The sequence below is a fragment of the Nonomuraea sp. NPDC026600 genome (assembly GCF_040638335.1).
Classification (GTDB): Bacteria; Actinomycetota; Actinomycetes; order Streptosporangiales; family Streptosporangiaceae; genus Nonomuraea.
Window position 1 is genome coordinate 162,987 of sequence record NZ_JBEZYD010000023.1, and the last position, 22,996, is coordinate 185,982.

The 22,996-nt window shown below is 69.3% G+C and carries 21 protein-coding genes, 5 tRNA genes and 1 riboswitch; of the genes, 14 read left to right on the forward strand and 12 right to left on the reverse strand.

Annotated features, from left to right (window positions below):
• Window positions 1–105 precede the first annotated feature (105 nt).
• A complete protein-coding gene (locus tag AB0F17_RS40415) occupies window positions 106–933 on the forward strand; it encodes an SAM-dependent methyltransferase (RefSeq protein ID WP_358034264.1) in 828 nt (275 codons plus the stop codon).
• 1 nt (window position 934) lies between these two features.
• Here AB0F17_RS40415 and AB0F17_RS40420 read toward each other — a convergent pair whose 3' ends face one another.
• Window positions 935–2,107: a cytochrome P450 gene (locus AB0F17_RS40420; protein WP_358034266.1), complete on the reverse strand. Its 1,173-nt coding sequence runs from the start codon at window positions 2,105–2,107 to the stop codon at window positions 935–937.
• A gap of 229 nt (window positions 2,108–2,336) precedes the next feature.
• On the opposite strand from AB0F17_RS40420, the gene AB0F17_RS40425 reads away from it, so the two are divergent.
• Both AB0F17_RS40425 and AB0F17_RS40430 read left to right on the forward strand, forming a co-directional pair.
• A complete protein-coding gene (locus tag AB0F17_RS40425; RefSeq protein ID WP_358034269.1) occupies window positions 2,337–2,855 on the forward strand; it encodes an amino acid permease in 519 nt (172 codons plus the stop codon).
• Window positions 2,771–3,727, forward strand: a complete 957-nt coding sequence (locus tag AB0F17_RS40430; protein ID WP_358034271.1) for an amino acid permease — start codon at window positions 2,771–2,773, stop codon at window positions 3,725–3,727. Before AB0F17_RS40425 ends, AB0F17_RS40430 begins: the two co-directional genes overlap by 85 nt.
• Before the next feature lie 48 nt (window positions 3,728–3,775).
• On the opposite strand, the gene AB0F17_RS40435 is transcribed toward AB0F17_RS40430, so the two are convergent.
• The 6 genes from AB0F17_RS40435 to AB0F17_RS40460 form a co-directional block, all read right to left on the reverse strand.
• Window positions 3,776–3,850: transfer RNA gene (locus AB0F17_RS40435), tRNA-Val, on the reverse strand.
• Window positions 3,851–3,872: 22 nt separating this feature from the next.
• Window positions 3,873–3,944: transfer RNA gene (locus AB0F17_RS40440), tRNA-Gly, on the reverse strand.
• 55 nt (window positions 3,945–3,999) lie between these two features.
• A tRNA-Cys gene (locus AB0F17_RS40445) sits at window positions 4,000–4,070 on the reverse strand.
• A gap of 16 nt (window positions 4,071–4,086) precedes the next feature.
• Window positions 4,087–4,158 (reverse strand) — tRNA-Gly (locus AB0F17_RS40450).
• 85 nt (window positions 4,159–4,243) lie between these two features.
• Window positions 4,244–6,325 carry an N-acetylmuramoyl-L-alanine amidase gene (locus tag AB0F17_RS40455; RefSeq protein WP_358034273.1) on the reverse strand — a complete coding sequence of 694 codons (2,082 nt, stop codon included), beginning with the start codon at window positions 6,323–6,325 and terminating at the stop codon, window positions 4,244–4,246.
• Window positions 6,326–6,532: 207 nt separating this feature from the next.
• On the reverse strand, window positions 6,533–7,147 hold the full coding sequence (locus tag AB0F17_RS40460; protein ID WP_358034277.1) for a TetR/AcrR family transcriptional regulator: 615 nt from the start codon (window positions 7,145–7,147) through the stop codon (window positions 6,533–6,535).
• A gap of 57 nt (window positions 7,148–7,204) precedes the next feature.
• On the opposite strand from AB0F17_RS40460, the gene AB0F17_RS40465 reads away from it, so the two are divergent.
• The 9 genes from AB0F17_RS40465 (at window position 7,205) to AB0F17_RS40505 (ending at window position 17,587) form a co-directional block, all read left to right on the forward strand.
• On the forward strand, window positions 7,205–8,011 hold the full coding sequence (locus AB0F17_RS40465; RefSeq protein WP_358034280.1) for an ABC transporter ATP-binding protein: 807 nt from the start codon (window positions 7,205–7,207) through the stop codon (window positions 8,009–8,011).
• Window positions 8,001–8,741: an ABC transporter permease gene (locus AB0F17_RS40470; RefSeq protein WP_358034283.1), complete on the forward strand. Its 741-nt coding sequence runs from the start codon at window positions 8,001–8,003 to the stop codon at window positions 8,739–8,741. Before AB0F17_RS40465 ends, AB0F17_RS40470 begins: the two co-directional genes overlap by 11 nt.
• A gap of 36 nt (window positions 8,742–8,777) precedes the next feature.
• Window positions 8,778–9,086 (forward strand): hypothetical protein, encoded by a 309-nt coding sequence (locus tag AB0F17_RS40475; RefSeq protein WP_358034286.1) that lies wholly within the window; start codon window positions 8,778–8,780, stop codon window positions 9,084–9,086.
• A 51-nt stretch (window positions 9,087–9,137) separates the two neighbouring features.
• The gene (glmS, locus tag AB0F17_RS40480) at window positions 9,138–10,958 is read left to right on the forward strand and encodes a glutamine--fructose-6-phosphate transaminase (isomerizing) (protein WP_358034289.1); all 1,821 of its coding nucleotides are present in this window, start codon (window positions 9,138–9,140) and stop codon (window positions 10,956–10,958) included.
• Between the two features lie 73 nt (window positions 10,959–11,031).
• Window positions 11,032–11,799 carry an SAM-dependent methyltransferase gene (locus AB0F17_RS40485; RefSeq protein WP_358034292.1) on the forward strand — a complete coding sequence of 256 codons (768 nt, stop codon included), beginning with the start codon at window positions 11,032–11,034 and terminating at the stop codon, window positions 11,797–11,799.
• Window positions 11,800–11,905: 106 nt separating this feature from the next.
• Entirely contained in the window at window positions 11,906–12,871 is a 966-nt protein-coding gene (locus AB0F17_RS40490; protein WP_358034294.1) for a tripartite tricarboxylate transporter substrate-binding protein, read from the forward strand.
• A 4-nt stretch (window positions 12,872–12,875) separates the two neighbouring features.
• A riboswitch (cobalamin riboswitch) is annotated at window positions 12,876–13,083 on the forward strand.
• Between the two features lie 124 nt (window positions 13,084–13,207).
• Entirely contained in the window at window positions 13,208–15,469 is a 2,262-nt protein-coding gene (locus tag AB0F17_RS40495) for a ribonucleoside-diphosphate reductase subunit alpha (protein ID WP_358034297.1), read from the forward strand.
• Between the two features lie 24 nt (window positions 15,470–15,493).
• Entirely contained in the window at window positions 15,494–16,489 is a 996-nt protein-coding gene (locus AB0F17_RS40500) for a ribonucleotide-diphosphate reductase subunit beta (RefSeq protein WP_358034300.1), read from the forward strand.
• Between the two features lie 12 nt (window positions 16,490–16,501).
• Complete coding sequence (locus tag AB0F17_RS40505) at window positions 16,502–17,587, forward strand: mechanosensitive ion channel domain-containing protein (protein ID WP_358034302.1); 1,086 nt, start codon at window positions 16,502–16,504, stop codon at window positions 17,585–17,587.
• 49 nt (window positions 17,588–17,636) lie between these two features.
• Here AB0F17_RS40505 and AB0F17_RS40510 read toward each other — a convergent pair whose 3' ends face one another.
• Window positions 17,637–18,512, reverse strand: coding sequence for an EamA family transporter (locus AB0F17_RS40510; RefSeq protein WP_358034304.1), 876 nt, complete (start codon window positions 18,510–18,512; stop codon window positions 17,637–17,639).
• An 83-nt stretch (window positions 18,513–18,595) separates the two neighbouring features.
• On the opposite strand from AB0F17_RS40510, the gene AB0F17_RS40515 reads away from it, so the two are divergent.
• Window positions 18,596–19,141 (forward strand): ABATE domain-containing protein, encoded by a 546-nt coding sequence (locus AB0F17_RS40515; protein WP_358034306.1) that lies wholly within the window; start codon window positions 18,596–18,598, stop codon window positions 19,139–19,141.
• Window positions 19,142–19,154: 13 nt separating this feature from the next.
• Here the strand turns inward: AB0F17_RS40515 and AB0F17_RS40520 are convergent, their stop codons facing one another.
• From AB0F17_RS40520 to AB0F17_RS40530, 3 genes are read right to left on the reverse strand one after another with little or no spacing between them, the layout of a single operon-like run.
• Window positions 19,155–19,967 (reverse strand): cytochrome c biogenesis protein CcdA, encoded by an 813-nt coding sequence (locus tag AB0F17_RS40520; protein WP_358034308.1) that lies wholly within the window; start codon window positions 19,965–19,967, stop codon window positions 19,155–19,157.
• The gene (locus AB0F17_RS40525; RefSeq protein WP_358034310.1) at window positions 19,964–20,842 is read right to left on the reverse strand and encodes a thioredoxin domain-containing protein; all 879 of its coding nucleotides are present in this window, start codon (window positions 20,840–20,842) and stop codon (window positions 19,964–19,966) included. The genes AB0F17_RS40520 and AB0F17_RS40525 overlap by 4 nt, the downstream gene beginning before the upstream one ends.
• 46 nt (window positions 20,843–20,888) lie before the next feature.
• Complete coding sequence (locus AB0F17_RS40530) at window positions 20,889–21,260, reverse strand: YciI family protein (protein ID WP_358034313.1); 372 nt, start codon at window positions 21,258–21,260, stop codon at window positions 20,889–20,891.
• Between the two features lie 392 nt (window positions 21,261–21,652).
• On the opposite strand from AB0F17_RS40530, the gene AB0F17_RS40535 reads away from it, so the two are divergent.
• Window positions 21,653–21,726, forward strand: a tRNA-Leu gene (locus AB0F17_RS40535).
• 66 nt (window positions 21,727–21,792) lie between these two features.
• On the opposite strand, the gene AB0F17_RS40540 is transcribed toward AB0F17_RS40535, so the two are convergent.
• The gene (locus tag AB0F17_RS40540) at window positions 21,793–22,479 is read right to left on the reverse strand and encodes a FadR/GntR family transcriptional regulator (protein WP_358034315.1); all 687 of its coding nucleotides are present in this window, start codon (window positions 22,477–22,479) and stop codon (window positions 21,793–21,795) included.
• Window positions 22,480–22,996: the final 517 nt, after the last annotated feature.

Here is a 22,996-nt window from a genome sequence, read left to right on the forward strand (position 1 = left end):
GCTGATTCATCGGCCTCTGGGGCTTTTCTGGTCACTTGTCGGCGGCGTAGCTTGCTGTCGTTGGGCATAATCAAGGAGCTATCCGACCTGTGGAGGGTGCAACGCATGAGTGACGAGGCCCGGTGGTCCGCAGGTATCGATTCCAGCACACCAAACCTCGCCCGGATGCACGACTACTTCATCGGTGGCAAGGACAACTTCGCCGTCGACCGAGAGGCGGCGGAGGCGGTGCTGGCCACCGCGCCGGAAGTGCGCGTCATGGCGCAGGAGCATCAGGCGTTCCACGTCCGCGTGATCCGGTTTCTCGTGGAGCAGGGCCTCACCCAGTTCATCAACCTGGGCTCGGGGCTCCCCAGCGACCTCAACACGCACGAACTGGCCCGATCCCGCACCCCCGACGCCCGCGTGGTCTATGTCGACAACGACCCGGTGGTGCTCACTCACGGCAGGGCGATCCTCGCCAAGGGGCCCAGGACCGCCGTCGTCAAGGGCGGCATCATGCACCCCGCCGAACTGCTCGCCGACCCCGACCTGCGAGAGGTGATCGACCTCGACCAGCCGGTGGCGGTGCTGCTGTTCGGCGTCCTGCAGTACATCCCGGACGGCAGTGACCCTTTCCGGCGCGTGGCCGAGCTGCGGGACGCGTTGCCGGCCGGCAGCCACATCGTCATCACGCATGTCGTCTTCGACTCCCGCCCGGAGGCCGCGGAGCCGATCGTCAACATCTACCGGAAGATGCTGGGCCAGGCCGATGGCGGCGCCCGTACGCGCGAGACGGTGCTGCCCTTCTTCGACGGACTCGAACTGGTCGAGCCCGGTCTGGTGTACGTCCGTGAGTGGCGGCCCGAGAGCCCGTTCCTGTCCGAGAGGCCGGACAAGGCGTGGGTGATCGTCGGCGTCGGCCGCAAGGCCGGGCCACCGCCTCGCCCTTAGCTCAGCGCCGGTCGAAGGTCAGGTGCAGCTCGGCAGGACTGCCGAAGGGCACGCCGGCCTGACGCGGGATGTCGGCGCCCTCCTCGAGCCGGAAGTTCGTCGCCTGCTTGAGCAGTTCCTCGAAGGCGATCATCAGTTGGATCCGGGCGAAGTGCTGGCCGAGGCAGCGATGCACGCCCGCCCCGAACGTCAGGTGCGGGTTGAGGTGCCGGTCGAAGACCAGTTCGTCGGGGCGGTCGAAGCGCGCGGCATCGCGATTGCCCGAGTAGAACTGCACGACGACCCGATCTCCCGGTTTCAACGGGGTCCCGGCGAGTTCGGTGTCCTGAGTCACCGTACGGGCCATGAACGCCACGGTCGTCTCGAAGCGCAGGAACTCATCCAGCGGCCCGCGCCACCAATCCGGGGTCCGCAGGACCGGCTCGACATCCTCGCGGGTGGCCAGATGGTAGGCGATGTTGACGATCGCGCCGCGCGTCGTGTCCAGGCCGCCGAGCAGCAGCGTGGTGACGATCGCCACTCGTTCCCCGGCGGTCAGGGGCCGCCCGTCGATGCTCGCCCCGGCCAGGGCGCCGAGGACATTCAGGTCATCCGCCGGCCGGTCGCCTGCCTTGGCGACCGCCTCCATCGCGAGCAGGGCGACCGCTTCGAACGTCTCGGGCGTGCTCTCCAACGCACACCGCTTGACCGCCGCCACCCCCCGGCTCATCAGCTCCAAATCGTCGGTGGCGAAGACGACGCGGGCCAGTGACCCGGCGATGAAGGGCACCGAGTAGTCACGCGCCATCTCCATCCGGCCGTCGCCGATGAATCCCGCTATGGCGTCCCGGGCGATCTCGCGTAACTGCTCCTCGTAGCGGAGCAGGAAGGAGCGCGAGAAGTACCGGTCGAGGAGCCTGCGGTACTGGCGGTGATCCGGCGGGTCGACGTCCAGCGGGATCAGGCGGACCGGTACGCCGCGCAGTCCCGGCTGCGCCGAACTGAAGATCGCCGGTCGCAGGCAGACCGTGCGGACATCCTCGTAGCGGGTGACCAGGTAGTAGCCACCGTCGCTGTGCGTGTGCACGACCGGGCATTCCTCGCGCGCGACGGCCAGCGCCGCGAGGAGATGCTCACGCTGGTCGTCGGCGAATAAGTCGATGTTCGCCAGGATGTCCACCGCCGATGCGGTCATCTGTCCTCCACAAGGCGCCAACGATCAAGCTCCAGCGGCACCACTCCGCGAGAGCTCACACCCGTCATTAGACCGCGTGGCGCCCATTTGACCAAGCGCTCGCGGACAGTACGTGAATCGACAACCATGTACGGCCCGGCGACCTCCAAGGCTTCGGCGCGTGGGCTTAAGGACGCCCTGTGCGGGAAGACCGGACGCACGGGGCCGACAATCAGTCAAGGGGGGCGTCATGGTCACTTCGCGAGGCGTCTTCAGGCGTAAACCGGTGGAGCAGATCGCCACCGAACACGAGGGCGAACTGTCCAGGTCACTCGGTCTGTGGCAGCTCACCGCCATCGGCGTGGGCGGCATCATCGGGGCGGGGATCTTCGCCCTGGCCGGTGCGGTCGCCAACCAGACCGCCGGACCGGCCGTGCTCGTGTCGTTCCTCATCGCCGGGGTCGCCAGCGCCGCCGCGGCGCTCTCGTACGCCGAGTTCGCCGGAATGATCCCGAAGGCGGGATCCGCCTACACCTACGGGTACGCGGTCCTGGGGGAGATCGTCGGCTGGTTCATCGGCTGGGACCTGCTGCTGGAGTACACCGCGATCGTCGCGGTCGTGGCCATCGGCATCTCCGGCTACTTCGGCTTCCTCGTCCAGGAGTTCGGGTTCCGGCTGCCCGCGTGGATGCTTCGCCCGGCACCGGCGCGGGGCACGTGGTGGACCTGTTCGCGGTGGTCTTGTGCCTGCTCATCGCCTTCCTGCTGAACCTCGGCATCAAAGCCGCGGCCAGGTTCGAGACGTTCGTGGTGGCCATCAAGATCGCCGTCGTGCTGCTGGTGATCGTGGTCGGCTCCCTGCACATCAACCCCGCCAACTACCACCCCTTCTTCCCGTTCGGGATCAGCGGGGCGATCACCGGGGCCGCCACCGTGTTCTTCGCGGTGTTCGGCTACGACGCGATGAGCACCGCGGCCGAGGAGTCGCGGGACGCGCGGCGGCACATGCCGAAGGCGATCATCTACTCGCTGATCATCTCCATGGTGCTGTACGTGCTGGCCACACTCGTGCTCACCGGCATGCAGAACTACCGGGACATCGACCCGGAGAGCGGCTTCTCCTCGGCGTTCGCCTCGGTCGGGCTGTCCGGGCTGGCGTCCGTGATCGCGGTGGGGGCGATCGTGGGCATCCTCACGGTCATGTTCACCTTCATGCTCGGCGTCACCCGGGTCTGGTTCGCGATGAGCCGGGACGGGCTGCTGCCGCAGTGGTTCGCCAAACTGCACCCGGTGCGGCGGGTGCCGTCGCGGGTCACCTGGATCGTGGGCGTCGCCTCGGCGGCGATCGCCGGGTTCCTGCCCATCCGGGAGGCGGCCGAGCTGACGAACATCGGGATCCTGCTGGCGTTCGTGGTCGTCTGCGTGGCGGTGATCGTGCTCCGCTACCGGCAGCCCGACCTGCCCCGCTCGTTCAGGACGCCGGGAATGCCGGTGGTGCCGGCCGTCGGGGTGATCTTCAGCCTCTGGCTGATCACTTTTCTGGAGCCGGTCACGTGGCTGCGGTTCGTCGTCTGGTTCGTGCTCGGGCTGATCGTGTACTTCGGTTACAGCCGTCGGCACTCTGTGCTGGAGTCGCAATAGCACCCGGTACAACAAGCAGCCCCAGACTCAGGTGAGCTGGGGCTGTGGTGGTGGACGATACTGGGATTGAACCAGTGACCTCTTCCGTGTCAGGGAAGCGCTCTCCCGCTGAGCTAATCGTCCTTGTCGAGTTGGAGAAACTCCGAGCGGAAGACGGGATTCGAACCCGCGACCCTCACCTTGGCAAGGTGATGCTCTACCACTGAGCCACTTCCGCGTGGCGCTACGTTTTAACTTTAGCGGACCCGGGAGGGTCCGCTGTCCGGCGACCGAGGTGGAGACGGGATTTGAACCCGTGTAGACGGCTTTGCAGGCCGCTGCCTCGCCTCTCGGCCACTCCACCAGGAGATTGAACTCCGAGCGGAAGACGGGATTCGAACCCGCGACCCTCACCTTGGCAAGGTGATGCTCTACCACTGAGCCACTTCCGCGTGTTTCCGGCGATGACCGGCCACGGGAAAACCATATCGCCTTCGGAGAGTGCACGTGTGCGGTGAGCGGACGTGCGGGTGAGATTCAGCGGGTCACGCGGACGTCCTTGGCCATGACGTACATGACCCGGTGGCCGAACTGGATCTGGTGGTAGCGGGCCTTGCCCCTGACCATGACGTGCCCGGCCGGGTTGAAGGAGCCCGCCGCCTGGTAGGTGCCGTGCAGCGTGAGGCCGAGCGAGTAGTACTGGCCGGGCTGGATGACGTAGTCGAGCGGGGTCGGGGCCTGGTAGGTGACGCCCCTGCGGCGATACGCGGGTTGTCCGGGGTAGGCGAGGCCGTACACCTTGACGTGCTTCCTGAGGGGAGTGACCAGCGGGCCTCTCGCCGGCAGGGCGGTGGGGGCGGAGGCGGGGTTGTAGAACCAGGCCTTGCTGCCCAGGTACCAGATGGCCGTCCAGTCGCCCGCCCTGCCCGCCACGGCGTATCGCTGGCCGGTCGAGGCGCGGGCGCTGTGGTCGTAGACGCTGTACGTGCTGGGTTTGCCGACGCGTTTGCCGATGTCGTCGACCAGCGGGGCGTCTTCGCGGGGCTCCGTGCGCAGCCACACCGTGGAGGCTCCGTGCGGGGGACAGGACTTACCGGACTTGCCGGACTTGGCCGTGCAGCCGGTGAATTGCGGCTGATTGGCGTCGTAGCTGGGGCGGATGATGACTGACGTGCCCTTCTTGGCCGCTTTGAGGGGGCTGCCCAGCAGGTCGAAGTAGTGTGCCCAGTCCCAGTACGGGCCCGGGTCCTCGTGCATGGACGCGACGGTTGTCGGGTTCGAGCCCGGTACGTTGTCGTGGCCGAGGATGTGTGCGCGGTCGAGTGGAATGTGGTGTTGGGCGGCCAGATATTTCACGAGTTTGGCCGACGCGATGTACATGGCCTCGGTGTACCAGGTGCCGCCTTTGGCCAGGTAGCCCTCGTGTTCGATGCCGATGGAGCGGGCGTTGACGTCCCAGTTGCCGGAGTGCCAGGCGATGTCCTTCGTACGTACGTGCTGGGCGACATGACCGTCGCTGGAGCGGATCGTGTAGTGCCAGCTCACGTACTTGGGGTCGTGCACCATCGACGGGACGCCCGCGTAGGTGCCCTCGGTGTCGTGGATCACGATGTAGTCGATGCGTCTGGTGTGGTTCAGGGTGTCGTGGTTGCCGTAGCCGCCCGTGTCGGTGCGTTTGTAGGCGGCGGGCATCCACTCGCAGGCCAGCGAGGCAGGGCATTCGATGTTCGGGTTTCTGGGCGGGGTGGGGGAACTCGCGTGGCCATCGCGTGCCGCCGGCCGGTCCGCGTCCGTCTCGGGGGGCGGCGATGGGTCTCCCTGGGATGCGAGCTGCGTCAGACCGGCGGACCGCCCCGAGCCGGCCGTGGGCCGTGTCTGGTCGGCTGCGGGCCGCGCCGGGTCGGTCGTGGGTCGCGCCGGGTCGGCTGCGGGGCGTGTCTGGTCTGCCGGGGGCGGCGCCGGGTTGGCTGCGGGCTGCGTTTGGTCGGGAACGGGCTGCGCTGGGTCCTGCGCGTCGGTTTCGGAGGCTGAGGGATCTCTATCGGTTTCGGGTGATGTTGAAGGGGCTCTGTCCGCTACGCGGGCTGCCGAATAGCTCGCGTCTGGGTCGAGAGGGCTGGGGGTGAGAAGGCTGGGGCCGAGAGGGCGGGGGTGGAGAGGGTTGGGGGGAGTGGGTGGGAAGAGGGCGGGGATGGCCGCCAGTCGTACCGGCTGTCCGTCGTCCGTGTGGCGGGCGGCTCCGGTGCGGAGCACCGCGAACACCTCGTCGGCGAAGGCGCGAGCCGCGTGCGGGCCGGGCGCGCCCGAGTAGCGCGCGACCGCGTCGTACCAATCGGCGGGGTTCGCGCTGGGCCGTCGCTGGTAAGAGGCGAGGAGGGCGGCGCCGCCTCGGATGTTCGCGGCGGGGTCGGTACGCAGTCGTGCGGGCGGCAGCCCGGTGAGCCGCTGCGCGAGCCGCAGCGGCGCGTCCACGAGGTGCATCGGCCCGTAACCTCCGGCCACGCTGGGCGCCCCGGCGTTCGCGTCCCACCGGGACTCCAGGTACGACACGCCCAGCAGCACGCTCTCCGGCACCCCGAACTCCCGCGCCGCCGCCGCGAAGTCCTCCTGACGCCTCAAGTCGGCCTGACCCCCCACGTCGGCCTGGCGTCTCAAGTCGGTCCGATGTCCCACGTCAGCCTGAGGCCCCCGGCCGTCTTGGCTCGGCAGTCCAGGAACGGCGACGGCGGACGCGGTGAGACCGACGACGACCCACAGCAACATGGCGACCCCCACGAAAAGGAACGGCGACGCTACTCACCGTAACCATTCCCTGATAGGGGTGTGTCAGACGGGGCGGATGATACGGACGAGGTCGTCGAGGTCGGCGGCGAATTCGGCGTCCAGGTCGGTCGGCGAGTCGAGATGGGCCATCAGCCGCTGATGCGCGGGAAAGTCGCTGCGGGCCCGGCGTGACCGGATGCCGTCGCCGGACGCCGAGAACCGCCCGTTGGCCTCGGACGTTGCGAAACCGAGCACGAACGTGGTGATCAGGCGCTCGATCCTCGGCACGTCGGCGTCGGGCACACCCGCGTCGATCAGCGCCTGGTAGATCAGGTCCACCACCGCGACCGCGTCCGGCGTGACCGAGGGCCGGGCGAACAGCAGCGGGAAGACGCCGGGATGATCGCGGGCCAGCCGCCTGGTGGCCCAGGCGAACGCGCCGAGCCGCTGATCCCACGACTCGCCGGGCAGGGCCTGCGGGAGGCTCATCAGCAACCGCCCGACGAGCCCGTCCAGCAACTCATTCTTGTTGCGGAAATATCCGTAGATGGCCATGGGTGTCACGCCCATGCGCTCGGCGACCGCTCGCATGGTCAGGGCGTCGAGCCCGTGCTCGTCGGCGATCGCGAGGGCGGCGTCGAGGATTTCCGGTTGCCGTTCGGTCTTGAGTTTCCGCACCGCGTCAGTCTACGCTGTAGAGCAGTCTACAACGTAGACCGGAGAGAGGCAGGGGACATGCTCAAGGCGACGGGACTCGTCAAGCGCTTCCATGAGGTGACCGCGCTGGACGGCTTCTGCCTGGACGTCGCGCCGGGGGAGATCGCGGGCCTGGTCGGCCACAACGGCGCGGGCAAGACGACGTTCTTCGAGATCGCCTCGGGTCTCCTCAGCCCCGAGGCCGGAAATATCGTGATCAAGGGTCAGGTGGGGGTGGCGCCGCAGCAGCTCGCGCTCTACCCGGGCGTCACCGTCCGCGAGACGCTGCGCTTCTTCGGTGGACTGGCCGGGCTCCGCCGCACGGCGCTCAAGGGGGCCATCGACCGGATCGCCGAGGAGATGCTGCTGACGGGCGAGCTCGATCGGCGGGTGAGCATCCTGTCCGGCGGCCAGCAGCGCCGCACCCAGGCCGCCACCGCGCTGGTCGCCGACCCCGCCGTCCTGCTGCTGGACGAGCCGACGGTCGGCGCCGACCCCGAGACGCGAGCCGCCCTGCTGGCGGCCGTCCGCCGCCGGGCGAAGAACGGCGCCACGGTCGTCTACGCCACCCACTACCTGCCCGAACTATCCGACCTGGGCGCCACGATCGCGGTCGCCAAGAGCGGCCGGGTGATCGCCAGAGGCACCGGCGAAGAGCTGCTCAAGGGCCTGCCGGGCGAGGTGCGGGTGACTCTCGACGGCGACGAGGAGCTCGCCGTCACCACGGCCGACCCCACGGCCGCGCTCGCCGAACTGCTGCGCGGCCTCGACCGGCCGGTACGCGCCATCGACATCCGCCAGCCGTCGCTCGACGACCTCTACAAGGAGCTGTCCCATGTCGCGTGACTCGTTCCATCGCATCGCGGTGCTGGTCCGGCACAACGTGCTGCTCCGCAGGCGTGACCCGGCCCACCTGGTCAGCTACCTGGTGATGCCGATGGTGCTCATGCTGGTCTTCAAGTCGATGCTCGGCCGGCCCGCGCAGGTGGTCACCGGGATGCTGGTGATGTTCTCGGTGCTGTCGATGGCCGACGTGGCGATAGCAGTGCTGACCGAGCGCGTCTGGCACACCTGGGACCGGATCAGGGCGACCAGGGCGCGCGTGCCCGAGCTGATCATCGGCAAGACCCTGCCCGTCTTCGCCATCCTGGCCGCCCAGCAGGTCGTCCTGCTCGGCTACGGGGTCCTCGTGGTGGGCATGCGGCCCTCGGGGTCGCTCTGGCCGCTCGGGCTGGCCATCGCCGCGTGGTGCTTCGCCCTGCTCGGCGTGGGTACGGCCCTGGCCGCGGTGGTACGCAGCCACGGCGAGCTCAGCACGCTCTGCAACATCGGCGCGTTGTCGGTCAGCGCGCTGGGCGGGGCGCTGGTGCCGTTCGCGCTGATGCCGTCGTGGGCGCAGGCCATCGCGCCGTTCTCGCCGGGCTACTGGGCGACGACCATGCTGCAGGCCGCGATACGCGGTGATGTGCCCGGCACGGCGGGCCCCGCGGCCGTGCTCATCGCCCTCGGCGCGGCGGCCGGAGCCTTCGCCTGTCGGCGCCTGGGCCGAGGATGGGGCCGTTCGATCGTGCAGTAGGAGCATATCCTGCCCGATTTCGGGCAGGATATTGGCATGTCGTATCCCGGCTGCGTAGTGTCCTCGTCTGTGTCCCCGGCACGGCATCCCTACGAAGACCTCGTCGCCCATCTCGCCAGGACCAGCGGTCTCGGTCCCGGTGAGGCGGCGCGCGTGGTCGCCGACGTGCTGTCGTACTTCTCCGAGCCGGTCGAGGAGTTCGTCCGGCGGCGGCACGGCGAGCTGAAGTCCCGCGGCCTCACCAACGACGAGATCTTCCCCCGGGTCGCCGCGGAGCTGCGCGGGCGCCGGGTGGCACCGCCGGAGCTGTCGCTCCGGCAACTGCGGCGGATCGTGTACGGCTAAACGTACAAAACAGCATAAAAGCTGATATCAGCGGACAGAGGAGAGCGTCGGATGTGCGGAATCGTGGCCTATGTCGGTTCGAAGGATGCGGCGCCTATCCTGCTGGAGGGCCTGCAACGGCTGGAGTACCGAGGCTACGACTCGGCCGGCGTCGTCGTGTCCAACAAGGGACTCAAGGTACGCAAGGTCAAGGGCAGGGTCGCCGACCTGGCGAAGGTCGTACCCCCGAGGTTCAAGGGCGGTCTCGGCATCGGCCACACGCGGTGGGCCACCCACGGCGTGCCCAGTGACGTCAACGCGCACCCGCACCTGTCGACCGACGAGCGGATCGCGGTCGTGCACAACGGCATCATCGAGAACGCCAACGAGCTGCGCGCCAAGCTGACCGCCGACGGGGCGGTGTTCGTCTCCGAGACCGACACCGAGGTGCTCGCGCACCTGATCGCCCGTACCGCCGAGGAGACCGACACGCTGGAGGAGGCCGTCAGGAAGGCGCTCAAGAGCATCGTCGGCACGTACGGCATCGCGGTGGTCGACAGCGAGCGGCCCGGCGAGGTGGTGGTGGCCCGCAACGGCAGCCCGATCGTGCTCGGCATCGGCGAGAAGGAGATGTTCGCCGCCTCCGACGTGGCCGCGCTTGTCCGCTACACCCGCCAGGTCGTGCACCTGGAGGACGGCGAGCTGGCCGTGCTCAAGGCCGACGGGTTCCACACCTTCTCCAGCGACGCGCGCGAGACCGCCAAGGAGCCGCTGACCGTCGACTGGGACGCCGGGCACTACGACACCGGCGGCTACGAGCACTACCTGCTCAAGGAGATCTCCGAGCAGCCCGACACGGTCTCGCGCACCATGAGTGGCCGCCTCGACGAGCGCTTCCACATCGCCCACCTGGGCGGCCTGAACATGGACGCCCGCGAGACCCGCTCGTTCCGCCGAGTGAAGATCATCGGCTGTGGCTCCGCGTACTACTCGGGCCAGATCGGCGCGCAGCTCATCGAGGAGCTGGCCCGCATCCCGGCCGACGCCGAGCCCGCCAGCGAGTTCCGCTACCGCAATCCGGTCGTCGACCCCGACACCCTCTACGTCGCGATCAGCCAGTCGGGCGAGACGTACGACACGCTCGCGGCCGTGCAGGAGCTCAAGCGCAAGGGCGGCCGGGTCATCGGCATCGTCAACGCCGTCGGCAGCGCCATCGCCCGCGAGGTCGACGGCGGCGTCTACCTGCACGCCGGGCCCGAGGTCTCGGTCGCCTCGACCAAGGCGTTCACCTCCACGTCACTGGCGTTCGCGCTGCTCGCTCTGCACTTTGGCCGGGTGCACGACCTCTCGCCCGCCGACGGCCGCCGCGTCTGCGAGGGCCTGCGCAGGCTGCCCGGCCAGATCGAGGAGATCCTGGCGCAGGGCGACAAGATCGCCGAGCTCGCGAAGAAGTACGCGAACTATCCGAGCATGATGTTCGTCGGCCGGGTCCGCGGTTATCCCGTGGCCCGCGAAGGCGCGCAGAAACTCAAGGAGATCTCGTACGTGCACGCCGAGGCATATCCCGCCAGCGAGCTCAAGCACGGACCGCTCGCCCTTATCGGGCCGGAAATGCCGACGGTGGCGATCGTCCCCGACGACGAACTGCTCGACAAGAACCTCACCACGCTCGGCGAGATTCGCGCCCGCGGCGGCAAGGTGCTCATGGTGGGCCACCGCGAACCCGACGCCAAGCTGGCCGACGACGTCATCGTGGTGCCGAAGAACGAGATCGAGCTCGACCCGATCCTGCTCACGATCCCGCTGCAACTGCTGGCGTATCACGCCGCCGTGGCACTCGACCGCGATGTGGATAAGCCGCGCAATTTGGCTAAGAGCGTCACAGTCGAATAACTGCTACGACACGGCGGCAACAATAGGCACATAGCCCGTGATAAGTGGACCGGCAGGACTTAAGATCGAAACTGTGCCCGAGTTCCATGCTCACACGCCAAATCTCGCACGAATGTACGATTACATGCTCGGTGGCACAGACAACTACGCCATCGACCGTGAGGCGATCGACCGGCTTGCGGCACTGATCCCGCAAGCCGTCCCCCTCGCACGTGCCAACCGGGCCTTCCTACAGCGTGCGGTCCGCTATCTGGTGGATGCGGGCATCCGCCAGTTCCTCGACCTGGGCAGCGGGCTGCCGACCCAGGGCAACGTGCACGAGGTGGCGCCGACGGCGAAAGTCGTCTACGTCGACCGAGACCCGGTCGTCGCCACGCACGCCAGAGCGCTGCTGGAGGAGGCAGGCCGGGCCGTCTTCGTCCAGGCGGACCTGCTCGACCCCGACGAGGTGCTGGCTCAGGCCGCCCGCTTCCTCGACATGAACGAGCCGGTGGGCGTGCTGCTGGTGTCGATCCTGCACTTCCTCCCGGACGTCCACGACCCGGGCAAGATGGTGACCAGGCTGCGCGAGGCGGTGGCGCCCGGCAGCCATCTGGTGCTCACCCACGCGACCTCGCGGGGGCGGTTCGCGGAGGGCGCGGCGGCGCTCTACCGGCCCGCGTCGGCCGGGGCCGGCACCGACCGGACCCCGGGGGAGATCCGGGCGTTCTTCGGGGACTTCGAACTGGTCGAGCCGGGCCTGGTGCACGCCCCCGACTGGCGTCCCGACCGGCCCAGGCTGGTCAGCGAGCCCTCGCTGCCCTCGTACCTGCTCGTCGGCGTCGGCCAGAAGCGCTCCTAGCTTTTCATGACTTTTCGTGATCTCCGGTAGCGAGTGCCCGATATGTGACAATGAGTTAATTGTCGGTGACACGGGGTAGCTACTGGGGTGCGAGGGGAGGGACGCCATGCGCCGACGGGGGTTCTTCGCGCTCGGCCTCGGGATGATGGCCTGCGCGACAGGGTGTGGCACGGAGAGCAACCTCGGAAGCAGCGCCGTCAACGCGGCCCGCATGCTGGGCCGGTTCGCGATCGTGCCCGGCGGCGGACGCTGGGCCCGCGTCGCCCGGGCGCTCGTCGAGGCCGCCCGCGGGGAGGGTTTCCCGGTCTCCGGCACCCCGCCCGTCACCAGGATCACCGTCACGGGGCTGCCCGCGCTGGCCGCGACCGAGCTCAACAACGGGCTGTCGCTGCTCGACACCGCCACGCCGCTGGCCAGGCTCACCGGGCAGATCGAGGTCGTGGTGGTGCCCGCCAATTCCAAGTTCGCCACCTTCGACCAGTTCGGCGCGCACCTGCTCGCCCACCCCGACCGTACGCCGCTGACGGGCGGTCCGCAGGGCGAGCCCGATCATCTGCTGTTCGGGCTGATCGCCAAGGGGCTCGGCGCCGACACCCGGCAGGTCGACTACACCGGTTTCCCCGGCAGCGCGGAGGCCACGTCGGCGCTCCTCGGCGGCAAGGCCGCGGCGGCGACCGGCACGCTCGCGGACTGGCGCAGGGCCATCGACAAGGGCTGGGTCCGGGTGCTCGCCGTCTCCAGCGCGCGCCGGGTGGACGGCGTCAAGGCGCCGAGCCTGCTGGAGTGCGGGGTGCGGCTCGACTTCGCCGACTGGTGCGCGGCGGTCGGGCCCGAGGGGATGACCGACGACAGAAAGGACTTCGCCATCCGGCTCTGCGACGAGGTCACGGAGTCCGCCGCCTGGCGGGCGGCCTGCCGCGCGGAGGGATGGACCTCGATCCCGCTCAGCGGCGACGACTTCGAACAGTGGCTCGCCTCGGAGATCGGCAGGACCAGGGCCGTGCTCCGCGATCTCGGCATGCTCGATACGGCTGACACAACATGCTGGGGTAGTTGCGAGAAGGGCCACTAGATGTAGGATCCTGGTCGTCGCTGGTTCGCCCCTCGGGGCGGAGCAAAAGGGAACCCGGTGCGATTCCGGGGCTGCCCCGCAGCGGTGAGCGGGAACGACCGCCGTCACGAGCACTGGAGAGATCCGGGAAGCGACGGCCAGTAGGAGGCCCAGTACTGGGTCAGGGACCAAGCCCGCGAGCCCGAAGACCTGCCGGTGACGTTGGGGGAGCCACCCGGCTCCGCCCATCGAAGTGTCCAGGGCCTCGAGGGAGGGCCGGGGGCGTCGCGGCCGGGGAACTCCAGCGCCGCCGTGCTCTCGCGCGCTCACGAGGATGAGCTCGCGAGGAGAGAGCACGTGACGCAGATCATTGAGGCCGACCGGCACCCGGCCACGGTCGATCCGCAGCAGGCCACCGTCGACCAGCGGCCGGTCACTCCTGACCAGCGGCCGGTCACTCCTGACCGGCGATCGGCCACCGCCGACCGTCGGCTGGCCATCGAGGAGGCCGCCGCCCGGGTGATCACCGACCCGGCGAACTCCCGGGTCGCCGCCCGGCTCCTGGCCGAGGAGATCGCCGACGAGGCCGCCGGGCACGGCGTACGGACCTTCTCCGAGTCCATCGCCGCCAGCCACGCCGCCGGGCTGATCCAGGACTCGCTCGCCGCCTTCGTCGGCGCCCACGCCGCCGAGCTCGACGCGCTCGTCTCCGGCGAGGCGGACGAGCGCTTCGAGTACTTCGGCCTGCGTACGGTCTACGACCGCTACCTGCTGCGTCACCCGGAGTCGCGCGCGGTGCTCGAACGGCCCCAGCACTTCCTGCTGCGCGTGGCCTGCGGGCTGTCGGAGACGGTCGCCGAGGCCGCCGAGCTCTATGCCCTCATGTCCACGCTGTCGTACCTGCCGAGCTCGCCGACGCTGTTCAACTCGGGTTCGCGCCGGCCGCAGCTGTCGTCGTGCTTCCTGCTCGACTCGCCGCGCGACGAGCTGGAGTCGATCTACGACCGCTACGGGCAGGTGGCCAGGCTGTCGAAGTACGCCGGAGGCATCGGCATCGCGTGGACCCGGGTGCGCTCGCGCGGATCTCTCATCAGGGGCACCAACGGGCATTCCAACGGCATCGTGCCCTGGCTGCGCACGCTCGACTCCTCCGTCGCCGCGGTCAACCAGGGCGGCCGGCGCAAGGGCGCGGCCTGCGTCTACCTGGAGACCTGGCACGCCGACGTCGAGGAGTTCCTGGAGCTGCGCGACAACACGGGCGAGGACGCCCGCCGTACGCACAACCTGAACCTGGCCAACTGGGTGCCGGACGAGTTCATGCGCCGGGTGGAGGCCGACGAGGTCTGGTCGCTGTTCGACCCCAAGGAGGTCCCCGACCTCACCGACCTGTACGGCGAGGCGTTCACCCGCGCCTACCGCGCCTACGAGGCCGAGGGCCGCTACACCCGGCAACTGCCCGCCCGGACCCTCTACGGCCGGATGATGCGTACCCTCGCCCAGACCGGCAACGGCTGGATGACGTTCAAGGACGCCGCCAACCGCACCTCCAACCAGACGGCCAGGCCCGAGAACGTCATCCACCTGTCCAACCTGTGCACCGAGATCCTCGAGGTCACCAGCGACGGTGAGACGGCGGTGTGCAACCTCGGCTCGATCAACCTCGCCGCCCACCTGACCGCCGAGGGCGTCGACTGGGACCGGCTGCGCCAGACCGTCCGTACGGCCGTGCGCTTCCTGGACCGGACCATCGACCTGGGCTTCTACCCGACGCCCGAGGCCGAGGCGGCCAACAAGCGCTGGCGGCCGATCGGGCTCGGCGTGATGGGCCTGGCCGACGTGTTCTTCGCGCTCAGGCTGCCGTTCGACTCGCCCGAGGCGCTGGGCCTGTCCACGCGCGTCGCCGAGGAGATCGCCCTGGCCGCCTACGACACCTCCGCCGACCTGGCCGTCGAGCGCGGCCGGCACCCGTCGTACGACGACACCAGGGCGGCGGGCGGCGTCCTGCACCCCGATCACTACGGCGCCGCCGGGTCGCCGCGCTGGGACGCGCTGCGCGCGAAGATCGCCACGACCGGGCTGCGTAACTCGCTGATGGTCGCCATCGCGCCGACCGCGACGATCGCCTCCATCGCCGGTTGCTACGAGTGCATCGAGCCGCAGGTGTCCAACGTGTTCAAGCGCGAGACGTTGTCGGGTGAGTTCCTCCAGGTCAACCGCTATCTGGTGGCCGATCTGCAGGCTCGCGGGCTGTGGACGCAGCGGATGCGCGACGACCTCAAGCGGGCGGACGGCTCGATCCAGGACATCCCCGGCATCCCCAGCGAGCTCAAGGTTCTCTACCGCACGGCCTGGGAGCTGCCGCAGAAGGCGCTCATCGACCTGGCCGCCGCCCGGCAGCCGTACATCGACCAGTCGCAGTCGCTGAACCTGTTCATGGCCAGCCCGACGATCGGGAAGCTGTCCTCGATGTACGCCTATGCCTGGAAGCAGGGTCTGAAGACCACCTACTACCTGCGCTCGCGCCCGGCCACCCGGATCGCCCAGACGACGGTCGCGGTCAACGCCGACGCCGTCGCCTGCTCCTTGGAGAACCCGGAAACCTGCGAAGCCTGCCAGTAGCCCCCTCGAACGGAGACCTCCGCAATGCTGCTCGATCCCGGCATGGACCTGACCCTGCGTCCCATGCGTTATCCGGAATTCTATGAGCGCTACCGCGCCGCCATCCGCAACACCTGGACCGTCGAGGAGGTGGACCTGCACTCCGACCTCGCCGACCTGGCCAAGATGACGCCGCAGGAGCGCCACCTGATCCACCGGCTGGTCGCCTTCTTCGCCACCGGCGACTCCATCGTGGCCAACAACCTCGTGCTCAACCTCTACCAGCACGTCAACGCTCCCGAAGCCCGCCTGTACCTCAGCAGGCAGCTGTTCGAGGAGGCCGTGCACGTGCAGTTCTACCTGACGCTGCTCGACACGTACCTGCCCGACCTGGAGGAGCGGGTCAAGGCGTTCGGCGCCGTCGAGCACATCCCGTCCATCAGGGACAAGGCGGAGTTCTGCTTCCAGTGGATCGACTCGATCAACGGGCTCCGGCGGCTGGAGACCGCGGACGAGCGGCGGCAGTTCCTGCTCAACCTGATCTGCTTCGCCGCCTGCATCGAGGGGCTCTTCTTTTACGGCGCGTTCGCCTACGTATACTGGTTCCGGTCGCGGGGCCTGCTCGGCGGGCTGGCCACCGGCACCAACTGGGTCTTCCGCGACGAGTCCATGCACATGGAGTTCGCTTTCAGCGTGGTCGACACCGTGCGGGCCGAGGAGCCCGAGCTGTTCGACGACAAGCTGGGGGAGCAGGTCATCCGCATGATAGAGGAGGCCGTCGCCGCCGAGCTGGCCTTCGCCCGCGACCTGTGCGGCGACGGCATGCCCGGCATGAGCGTCGAGCAGATGCGCGAATACCTCCAATACGTCGCCGATCAGCGGCTGGCCCGGCTCGGGCTGCCCCAGAGGTACGGCACGGCCAACCCGTTCGCTTTCATGGAGCTGCAGGACGTGCAGGAGCTGGCCAATTTCTTCGAACGGCGGGTGTCCGCATACCAAGTGGCTGTTGAGGGCAATGTGACCTTTGATGAGGCTTTTTAAGACATTGGGGGCATGAACGTGCAGTCGCCGACCGACTGGCTCATCCTCGCCATTTCAGTGGCGGGCGCCATTCTCGTGGTGGAGGTGGTCAGGCGGCTGCTGGTCAAGGCGGGCCGGAAATGGCGGCTCGCCCGGCACCTGGTGGAGCACTGCACCTGGCCGGCGTACTCGGTGGGGGTCGTGGTGGCGGCCAACCTGGTGTTCTCGCCGGGGATGCTCGGCGAGGCCGTCCGCCAGCGCGAGCTCGGCGCCACGATCGACCGGGTGCTCGGCCTGGTCACCATCGCCTGCGTCACCTGGCTGATCATCCAGGCCAACTACGCCCTCACCGACGTCGTCCTGGACCGGCTGGTCCTCGTCCAGGGGGAGCGCAACCGCCGGGCACGGCGGATCATGACCCAGATCGGGCTGGTCCGCCGGGTCGCCGCGGTGACCATCGTCGTCGTGGCGGTCGGCGCCATGCTCTTCTCCTTCCCGCAGGTCCGGGCGCTGGGCGCCGGGCTGCTCGCCTCGGCGGGCATCGCGGGCGCCATCGTCGGCATCGCCGCCCAGCCGACCATCGGCAACATGCTGGCCGGGCTCCAGCTCGCCTTCAGCGACGCGCTCCGTCTCGACGACGTGGTCGTGGTCAACGACGAGTGGGGCAGGATCGAGGAGCTCACGCTCACCTACGTCGTGCTGCGCCTGTGGGACGAGCGCCGCATGGTCCTGCCCGTCTCCTACTTCACCCAGAACCCGTTCGAGAACTGGACCAGGCACGGCAGCCGGGTCCTCGCCGTGGTGTTCCTGCGCGTCGACTGGTCGGTGCCGGTCGACAAGCTGCGCGAGGAGCTCTACCGCTACATCCAGGAAAACCCGCTGTGGGACCAGAAGGAATGGACGCTCCAGGTCACCGACGTGCTGCCGAACGGGCTGGTCGAGCTGCGGGCGCTGATGAGCGCCGCCGACTCGCCCTCCGCCTGGGACCTCAAGTGCGACGTACGCGAACATCTCGTGTCCTACGTCAGGGAGAACTTCCCCGAGTCCCTGCCCCGCTTCCGCATCGAGACCCCGGAGACCCGCGCCGGGGTGCCGTGGACCGGCGCCAAGCCGGTCTGAGGACCGGCGTCGAGTGGGCCTGAGGGCCGGCGTCGAGTGGGCCTGAGGCTCAGCGCCGGTTCGCCAGCAGCACTCCGGCGCCGCCGACCGCCAGGCCCGCGACGGCCAGCGGGTGCAGCGACTGCCCGACGAACAGCCACGCCATCACCGCGGTGACCGACGGGGTGAGGAAGAACATCGTGCTCACCCGGCTCGCGGGCGCGTTCTTCAGCATGGTGTTGAGCAGCAGGAACGCGCCGATCGAGTTGACCAGCACCAGCCAGCCCACGGCGCCGGAGAACGCGCCCCAGTCCGTCACCCGCGGCGTCTCGAACACCAGCGAGGCCAGCCCCACCAGCGGCGCGCTGACGAGGAACTGCGTCGCGGTGCCCGTCCGCACGTCCATGTCCCCGGCGAACCGCTTCTGGTAGACCGTGCCCAGGCTCAACGCCAGCAGCCCGACCACACACAACGCCACGCCGGCGAGCGAGAAGCTCAACCGGTCCGCCACCGCCAGCCCCACCCCGGCCGCGCCGAGCCCGAAGCCCAGCCACTGGCGCGGGCTCACCCGCTCACCCAGCAGCCGCCCCGCCACCAGCGCGATCACCACCGGGTTCAGGCCCTGCACCAGCGCCACCACCGCGGCCGGCACGTGCAGGCCGATCGCCGAGTAGAACGCACCGAACTGCACCGCCTGGACCAAGATCCCGGACCCCATCACGTGCGCCAGCCGCCGCCCGCGCGGCCACGGCGCCCGCACGGCCAGCGCGAACCCGCCCAGCAGCAGCCCCGCCAGCGCGAACCTGGCGAACGTCAGCAGTAGCGGCGGCGCCGACCCGACGCCGATCACCCCCGCGATGAAGGCGCTGCTCCACATCACTACGAACAGGGACGGCATCACCGCCGACGATGTCTTGTCCCTGGTCTCCATCACGCTGATCGCCATAGCGAAGCCTCCATAACCTCTTAAAGTGGTTATTTCACTGTTCCGTGCTTCGCATAACCTGTCAACGTGGTTACTATGGGAGTGTGACGAGTTTCACCTTCATCAGTGGCAATCTGGGCCTCGACCTGGCGGGCACCGTACAGCACCGCCGGTCGGACCGGCCTGACCTGCTGCGCGATCCGGCGGAGCTGGCGCGGTGGACGGTCGAGGCAGGCATCCTCGACGTGCCGCCCGCGGTCGGCGACGCCGAGCTCGCGGCGGGGAAGGCGGTGCGGGAGGCCATCTACCGGCTGGCCGCCGGGGTGCTGTCGGGCGGGGTCTTGCCGTCGGAGGAGGATCGCCGGTTGGTCAACCGGATCGCCGCCGGGCCGCCCGCGTCCGTGCGGTTGAACGACGCCGGGCGGGTCGAGCGTGACGGGGATCTCGACGCCGCCCTCTCGACGGTGGCCAGGGAGGCGGTCCAACTGCTCGGCGGGCCGCGGGCCGTACAGATCAAGGAATGCGGGGGAGAGGTGTGCACCCGCCTGTACGTGGACGCCTCGCGCGGGTCATCGCGGCGCTGGTGCGACATGCACGAGTGCGGCAACCGCGCCAAGGCGGCAGGCTTCCGCGCCCGCCGGCGCGTGTGACGGCAGCCGCTGGTCAGGGGCGTTTGAGGCGCCACGCGGTGACGGCGGCCACCGTCACCGCGGCGAGCCCGACGACGAGTAGATCGGGCAGTACGTCCTGGGCGGACGCCGCGAGCTCCTCCAGCCGGGCTTCCCAGGAGTCGGGGATCGGCAGGGCCAGCCCGCGGGTGCCGTCGGAGAGCAGGAACAGCACCCCGAGCCCGCCGAAGACCAGCCCGGACAGCAGCGAGGTGGTGTGCAGCCGCAGCCGCCCCAGCCGTAACCCGCGACCGCGCAGCCAGCGCCGCCCGCCCAGGTCGTAGCGCTGCCACAGGCCCGCGAGCAGCAGCAGCGGGGCCGCCATGCCCGCCGCGTAGACGGCCAGCAGCACCGCCCCGCGCAGGCCGTCACCGGAGGCCGCCGCGACCGTGAGCACCGCGCCGAGCACCGGCCCCGCGCAGAACCCTGCCAGCCCCGACACCGCCCCCAGAACCAGTACGGCCCCCGCCGAATCCCCTCGAACGTGCCCCTTCAGCCGCTCCAGCGGCCCGATCGTCCAGCCCTGACCGGCCACCTGCAGCACACCCAGCCCGATCAGCGCCCAGCCCGCGACCGTGACCAGCAGCTCCTGCTCGCCGTAGAACAGGCGGCTGACCTGCGCCGACCCCATCCCCAGCGGCACCAGCACCGCGCACAGCCCCACATAGAACACCAGCGTCCGGCCGACCAGTCGGCGGCGGCCCGGGAACGCGTAGGCGAAGAACGCCGGGATCAGCAGCGCCCCGCACGGGCTGACCAGCGAGAACAGGCCACCCAGGAACGCGGCGGCATAGCCGATGCCGCTCATACGGCGTGGCGGGCCTTCTCTATGGCCTTCTCGAACGCGGCCACCGGCTGGGCGCCGAACAGCAGCTCACCGTTGATCAGGAACGCGGGGGTGCCGGACAGGCCGAGTTCGAGCGCGAACTCCAGGTCGCCGTCCACGACCCGCCGTACGGACTCGTCGCGCCGGTCGGCATCGAACCTGCCCAGGTCGAGCCCCATCCGGGCGGCCACGGAGCGCAGGTTCGCGTCGGTGAGGCGCGCCTGCTCGCCCGCGTAGAGGGCGTCGTGGAACTCCCAGAACCGGCCCTGCCGGGACGCGGCGCGGGCGGCAACGGCGGCCCGTACGGAGTCGCGGCCCCTGATCGGGTAGTCGCGCCAGAACATCCGCACGATGCCGGTGTCGAGGTAGCGGCTCTTCAGCACGGGCTCTATCCGCTGGGCGAAGCGGCGGCAGTTGGGACACTTGAAGTCGCCGAACTCGACGATCGTGACCGGCGCCCGCGCCGAGCCCTTCGACAGGTTCGCGTCGATGGGCGGCGGTGGCGGCCCCTCCCAGACCTTCACCGAACTCGTCGGCGTGGGCGAGCCGGCCGGGCCGGTCGTGGGGGAGCCCGTCGAGGTCGCCGGAGTGGGGTCGGCCGAGCCGGTCGCGTTAGCGGGGGTGGGGTCGGTGGAGCCGGTTGGAGCCGCCGGAGTGGGGTCGGTCACGTTGGCGGAAGCACGCGGGCTCGCGGCGGCCGTCGTGCCCGCCGCGGCAGTCTCCGCGGCGGTCGCGGCGGCTTGCTCGGGGGTTTCGCCCTGATTCAGCGCGGCGACCGCCAGCACGGCCACCACCGCGGCCCCGGCCAGCGAGCCGAGCAGCACCCGGCGCCGCGCCACCGGAGATTCCTTGGTCACCTTCGGCATCATCCCAGCCCGCCGCCGCCCACGCCGGTCGTTCCCCTTACAGCTCCAGCCCCTTCATGTCGAAGATCGGCCGCACCTCGACCTCGTTGAAGGCCGCGTCGGGCACCTTCGCGGCCAGCTCCACAGCCCGCTCCATGCTGTCGCACTCGATCAGGTAGAACCCGGCCAGATGCTCCTTGACCTCGGCGAACGGCCCATCGCTGGTCATCGTCCTGCCCTCACGTACCGCGACCCGCTTGGCCGTCGACTGGTCGGCCAACCCCTCCGACACGATCAGCTCGCCAGAGGCGGCCAGCTCTTCGGTGAAGGACAGATGGCCGCGCCCGAACTCCATGCGCTGCTCGTCGTTCAGCGTCTCCCAAACCGCCCTGCTGGTCGGGTTGCTGTAGATGAGAATGAGGTACTTCACCGGTGGCCTCCATACGGTCGCGACGATGCCGGTAACCAATATGTCGAAGCCGCCCTCGTACCCTCGACGTCCCCCGCGGAAAATACGTGGCATTCGCCGCGATCATCCGGCTAACGTGGGGCACGTCCACCACGACAGGAAGGCAGTGCAGTGACCTACGCGAAGTCCCTCGAACTGCTTCCTGAGTTCCTCGGACCGGATTCCGGGTGATCCCTCGTAAAGAGACGACGCCGCCCGGAAACCTGCCGAGGCGGCTTTTTTCATCTCACGGACGACGGCCCATGGAACAAGGGGCCGCGGGCCTCGGTCTGGCCGACGGGAATGGCGCCCCCCGGCCGGATACAGCCCCAGCCCCGAGCCCGGCCCACGCCAGCCGAGCCCGGGGCTAACAAGCCGCTCTGGCCCAACTGGCAGAGGCGCCGCCTTCAGGAGGCGGAGGTTCAGGGTTCGAATCCCTGGAGCGGCACACAGAACACCCTGAACTTTCAAGTGTCCCCTGCGCCTCGCTGCCGTCGGTCTGGTGTGACCGAGGTCAGGTCGGCGCGGGTTCCGGCCGGGCCTCCGCCCGCGCGACGCGCGCCTTGACGTCGCGGAAGTGCAGCAGCATCGCCTCCCTGGCGGCCTCAGGGTCCCGAGCGCGAAGCGCCGCCACGATCCGGCGGTGGTTGACGGCGATCTCAGCGGTCCGCTCCTCCGGCGGGCCGAGCGTCGGCTCAACCTCGTGGTAGACGTCCCAGAACAGGCCGATCAGCTGCAGCACCAGTTCGTTGCCGCACGAGTCGTACAGCAGCGCGTGGAACGCCCGATCGGCTTCCCGGTCCCGGTCCATGCCATTGGCCAGGGCCTCCAACGCGGCGAGCCGGGGGGCGCTGGTGCTCTGAGCCACCTGGCCGATCAGCCCGGTTTCGAGCAGCTCGCGGACCTCGACCAGATCCTGCAGCGCGCGGATCCCGCCCGGCCCCGAACGCACCCGGAAGGCGAACGACGGGGTCAGCGCGTCGAGCGACGCGTGCGCGACGAACGTCCCATGACCGTGCCGGATCTCGACGATGCCCAACGCCTGAAGGGCCCGCACGGCCTCGCGGACGCTGTTGCGGCTCGTTCCGAGCAGCTCCATCAATTGCACTTCGGTCGGCATCGGTGACCCGGGGGCCAGTCCGCGCTCGTGAATCAGGGCGACGATGCGCTCCTGAAGCGACGCGCCGTCACGTGTAGGCATGCCACCTCCAAGCTCGTCGAAGACTTTACGCCAAACATCCCACCTCTTCGTCCCGGAAGGCCAGCCGGGGCAAGAAAGTTTACGCCGACGACACAGATTGCCCATCGGACGGTCATGGCCAGTTCGCTCGCAGTCTGGGACATAGGATGTTCTATGTCTACCCATCGGGCGGCGGGCGTCGTGAAGACATGGACGCCGGGGGCGCTTGGCGGCACCTGGGGTACGGTCCTGCTGCCCGTCCGGGACGACGAATCGATCGGCTGCCGCCGACCCCGGTGCCGCTCGTGCTGTACAACCCGCCGCATACCAAGACGCAGGCTCTGTATCCGGTGATCCGCTGCGAGGTTCCCGTAGCCGTCGGAATCAAGGTGAGCGGTGGTGGCCCTCAGCCGGCGCCAGTTCGTGGCTCACCTCGGAGAGGACGTAGGACGTCCTTCGCTGCCCGGTGATCCGTGGCAGGCAGCAGATACGGCGATGACGCCCCCGGGGCCGAGAGCGCCATCGCCGAGCGGCTCGT

What these genes read in the sequence shown, in the direction of transcription:
- AB0F17_RS40500 (WP_358034300.1), top strand. Translation starts at nt 15,494, where the DNA reads ATGCTGCTCGATCCCGGCATGGACCTGACCCTGCGTCCCATGCGTTAT.
- glmS (WP_358034289.1), top strand. Translation starts at nt 9,138, where the DNA reads ATGTGCGGAATCGTGGCCTATGTCGGTTCGAAGGATGCGGCGCCTATC.
- AB0F17_RS40490 (WP_358034294.1), top strand. Translation starts at nt 11,906, where the DNA reads ATGCGCCGACGGGGGTTCTTCGCGCTCGGCCTCGGGATGATGGCCTGC.
- AB0F17_RS40475 (WP_358034286.1), top strand. Translation starts at nt 8,778, where the DNA reads ATGTCGTATCCCGGCTGCGTAGTGTCCTCGTCTGTGTCCCCGGCACGG.
- AB0F17_RS40520 (WP_358034308.1), bottom strand. Translation starts at nt 19,967, where the DNA reads ATGAGCGGCATCGGCTATGCCGCCGCGTTCCTGGGTGGCCTGTTCTCG.
- AB0F17_RS40505 (WP_358034302.1), top strand. Translation starts at nt 16,502, where the DNA reads ATGAACGTGCAGTCGCCGACCGACTGGCTCATCCTCGCCATTTCAGTG.
- AB0F17_RS40415 (WP_358034264.1), top strand. Translation starts at nt 106, where the DNA reads ATGAGTGACGAGGCCCGGTGGTCCGCAGGTATCGATTCCAGCACACCA.
- AB0F17_RS40420 (WP_358034266.1), bottom strand. Translation starts at nt 2,107, where the DNA reads ATGACCGCATCGGCGGTGGACATCCTGGCGAACATCGACTTATTCGCC.
- AB0F17_RS40465 (WP_358034280.1), top strand. Translation starts at nt 7,205, where the DNA reads ATGCTCAAGGCGACGGGACTCGTCAAGCGCTTCCATGAGGTGACCGCG.
- AB0F17_RS40425 (WP_358034269.1), top strand. Translation starts at nt 2,337, where the DNA reads ATGGTCACTTCGCGAGGCGTCTTCAGGCGTAAACCGGTGGAGCAGATC.
- AB0F17_RS40540 (WP_358034315.1), bottom strand. Translation starts at nt 22,479, where the DNA reads ATGCCTACACGTGACGGCGCGTCGCTTCAGGAGCGCATCGTCGCCCTG.
- AB0F17_RS40510 (WP_358034304.1), bottom strand. Translation starts at nt 18,512, where the DNA reads ATGGCGATCAGCGTGATGGAGACCAGGGACAAGACATCGTCGGCGGTG.
- AB0F17_RS40470 (WP_358034283.1), top strand. Translation starts at nt 8,001, where the DNA reads ATGTCGCGTGACTCGTTCCATCGCATCGCGGTGCTGGTCCGGCACAAC.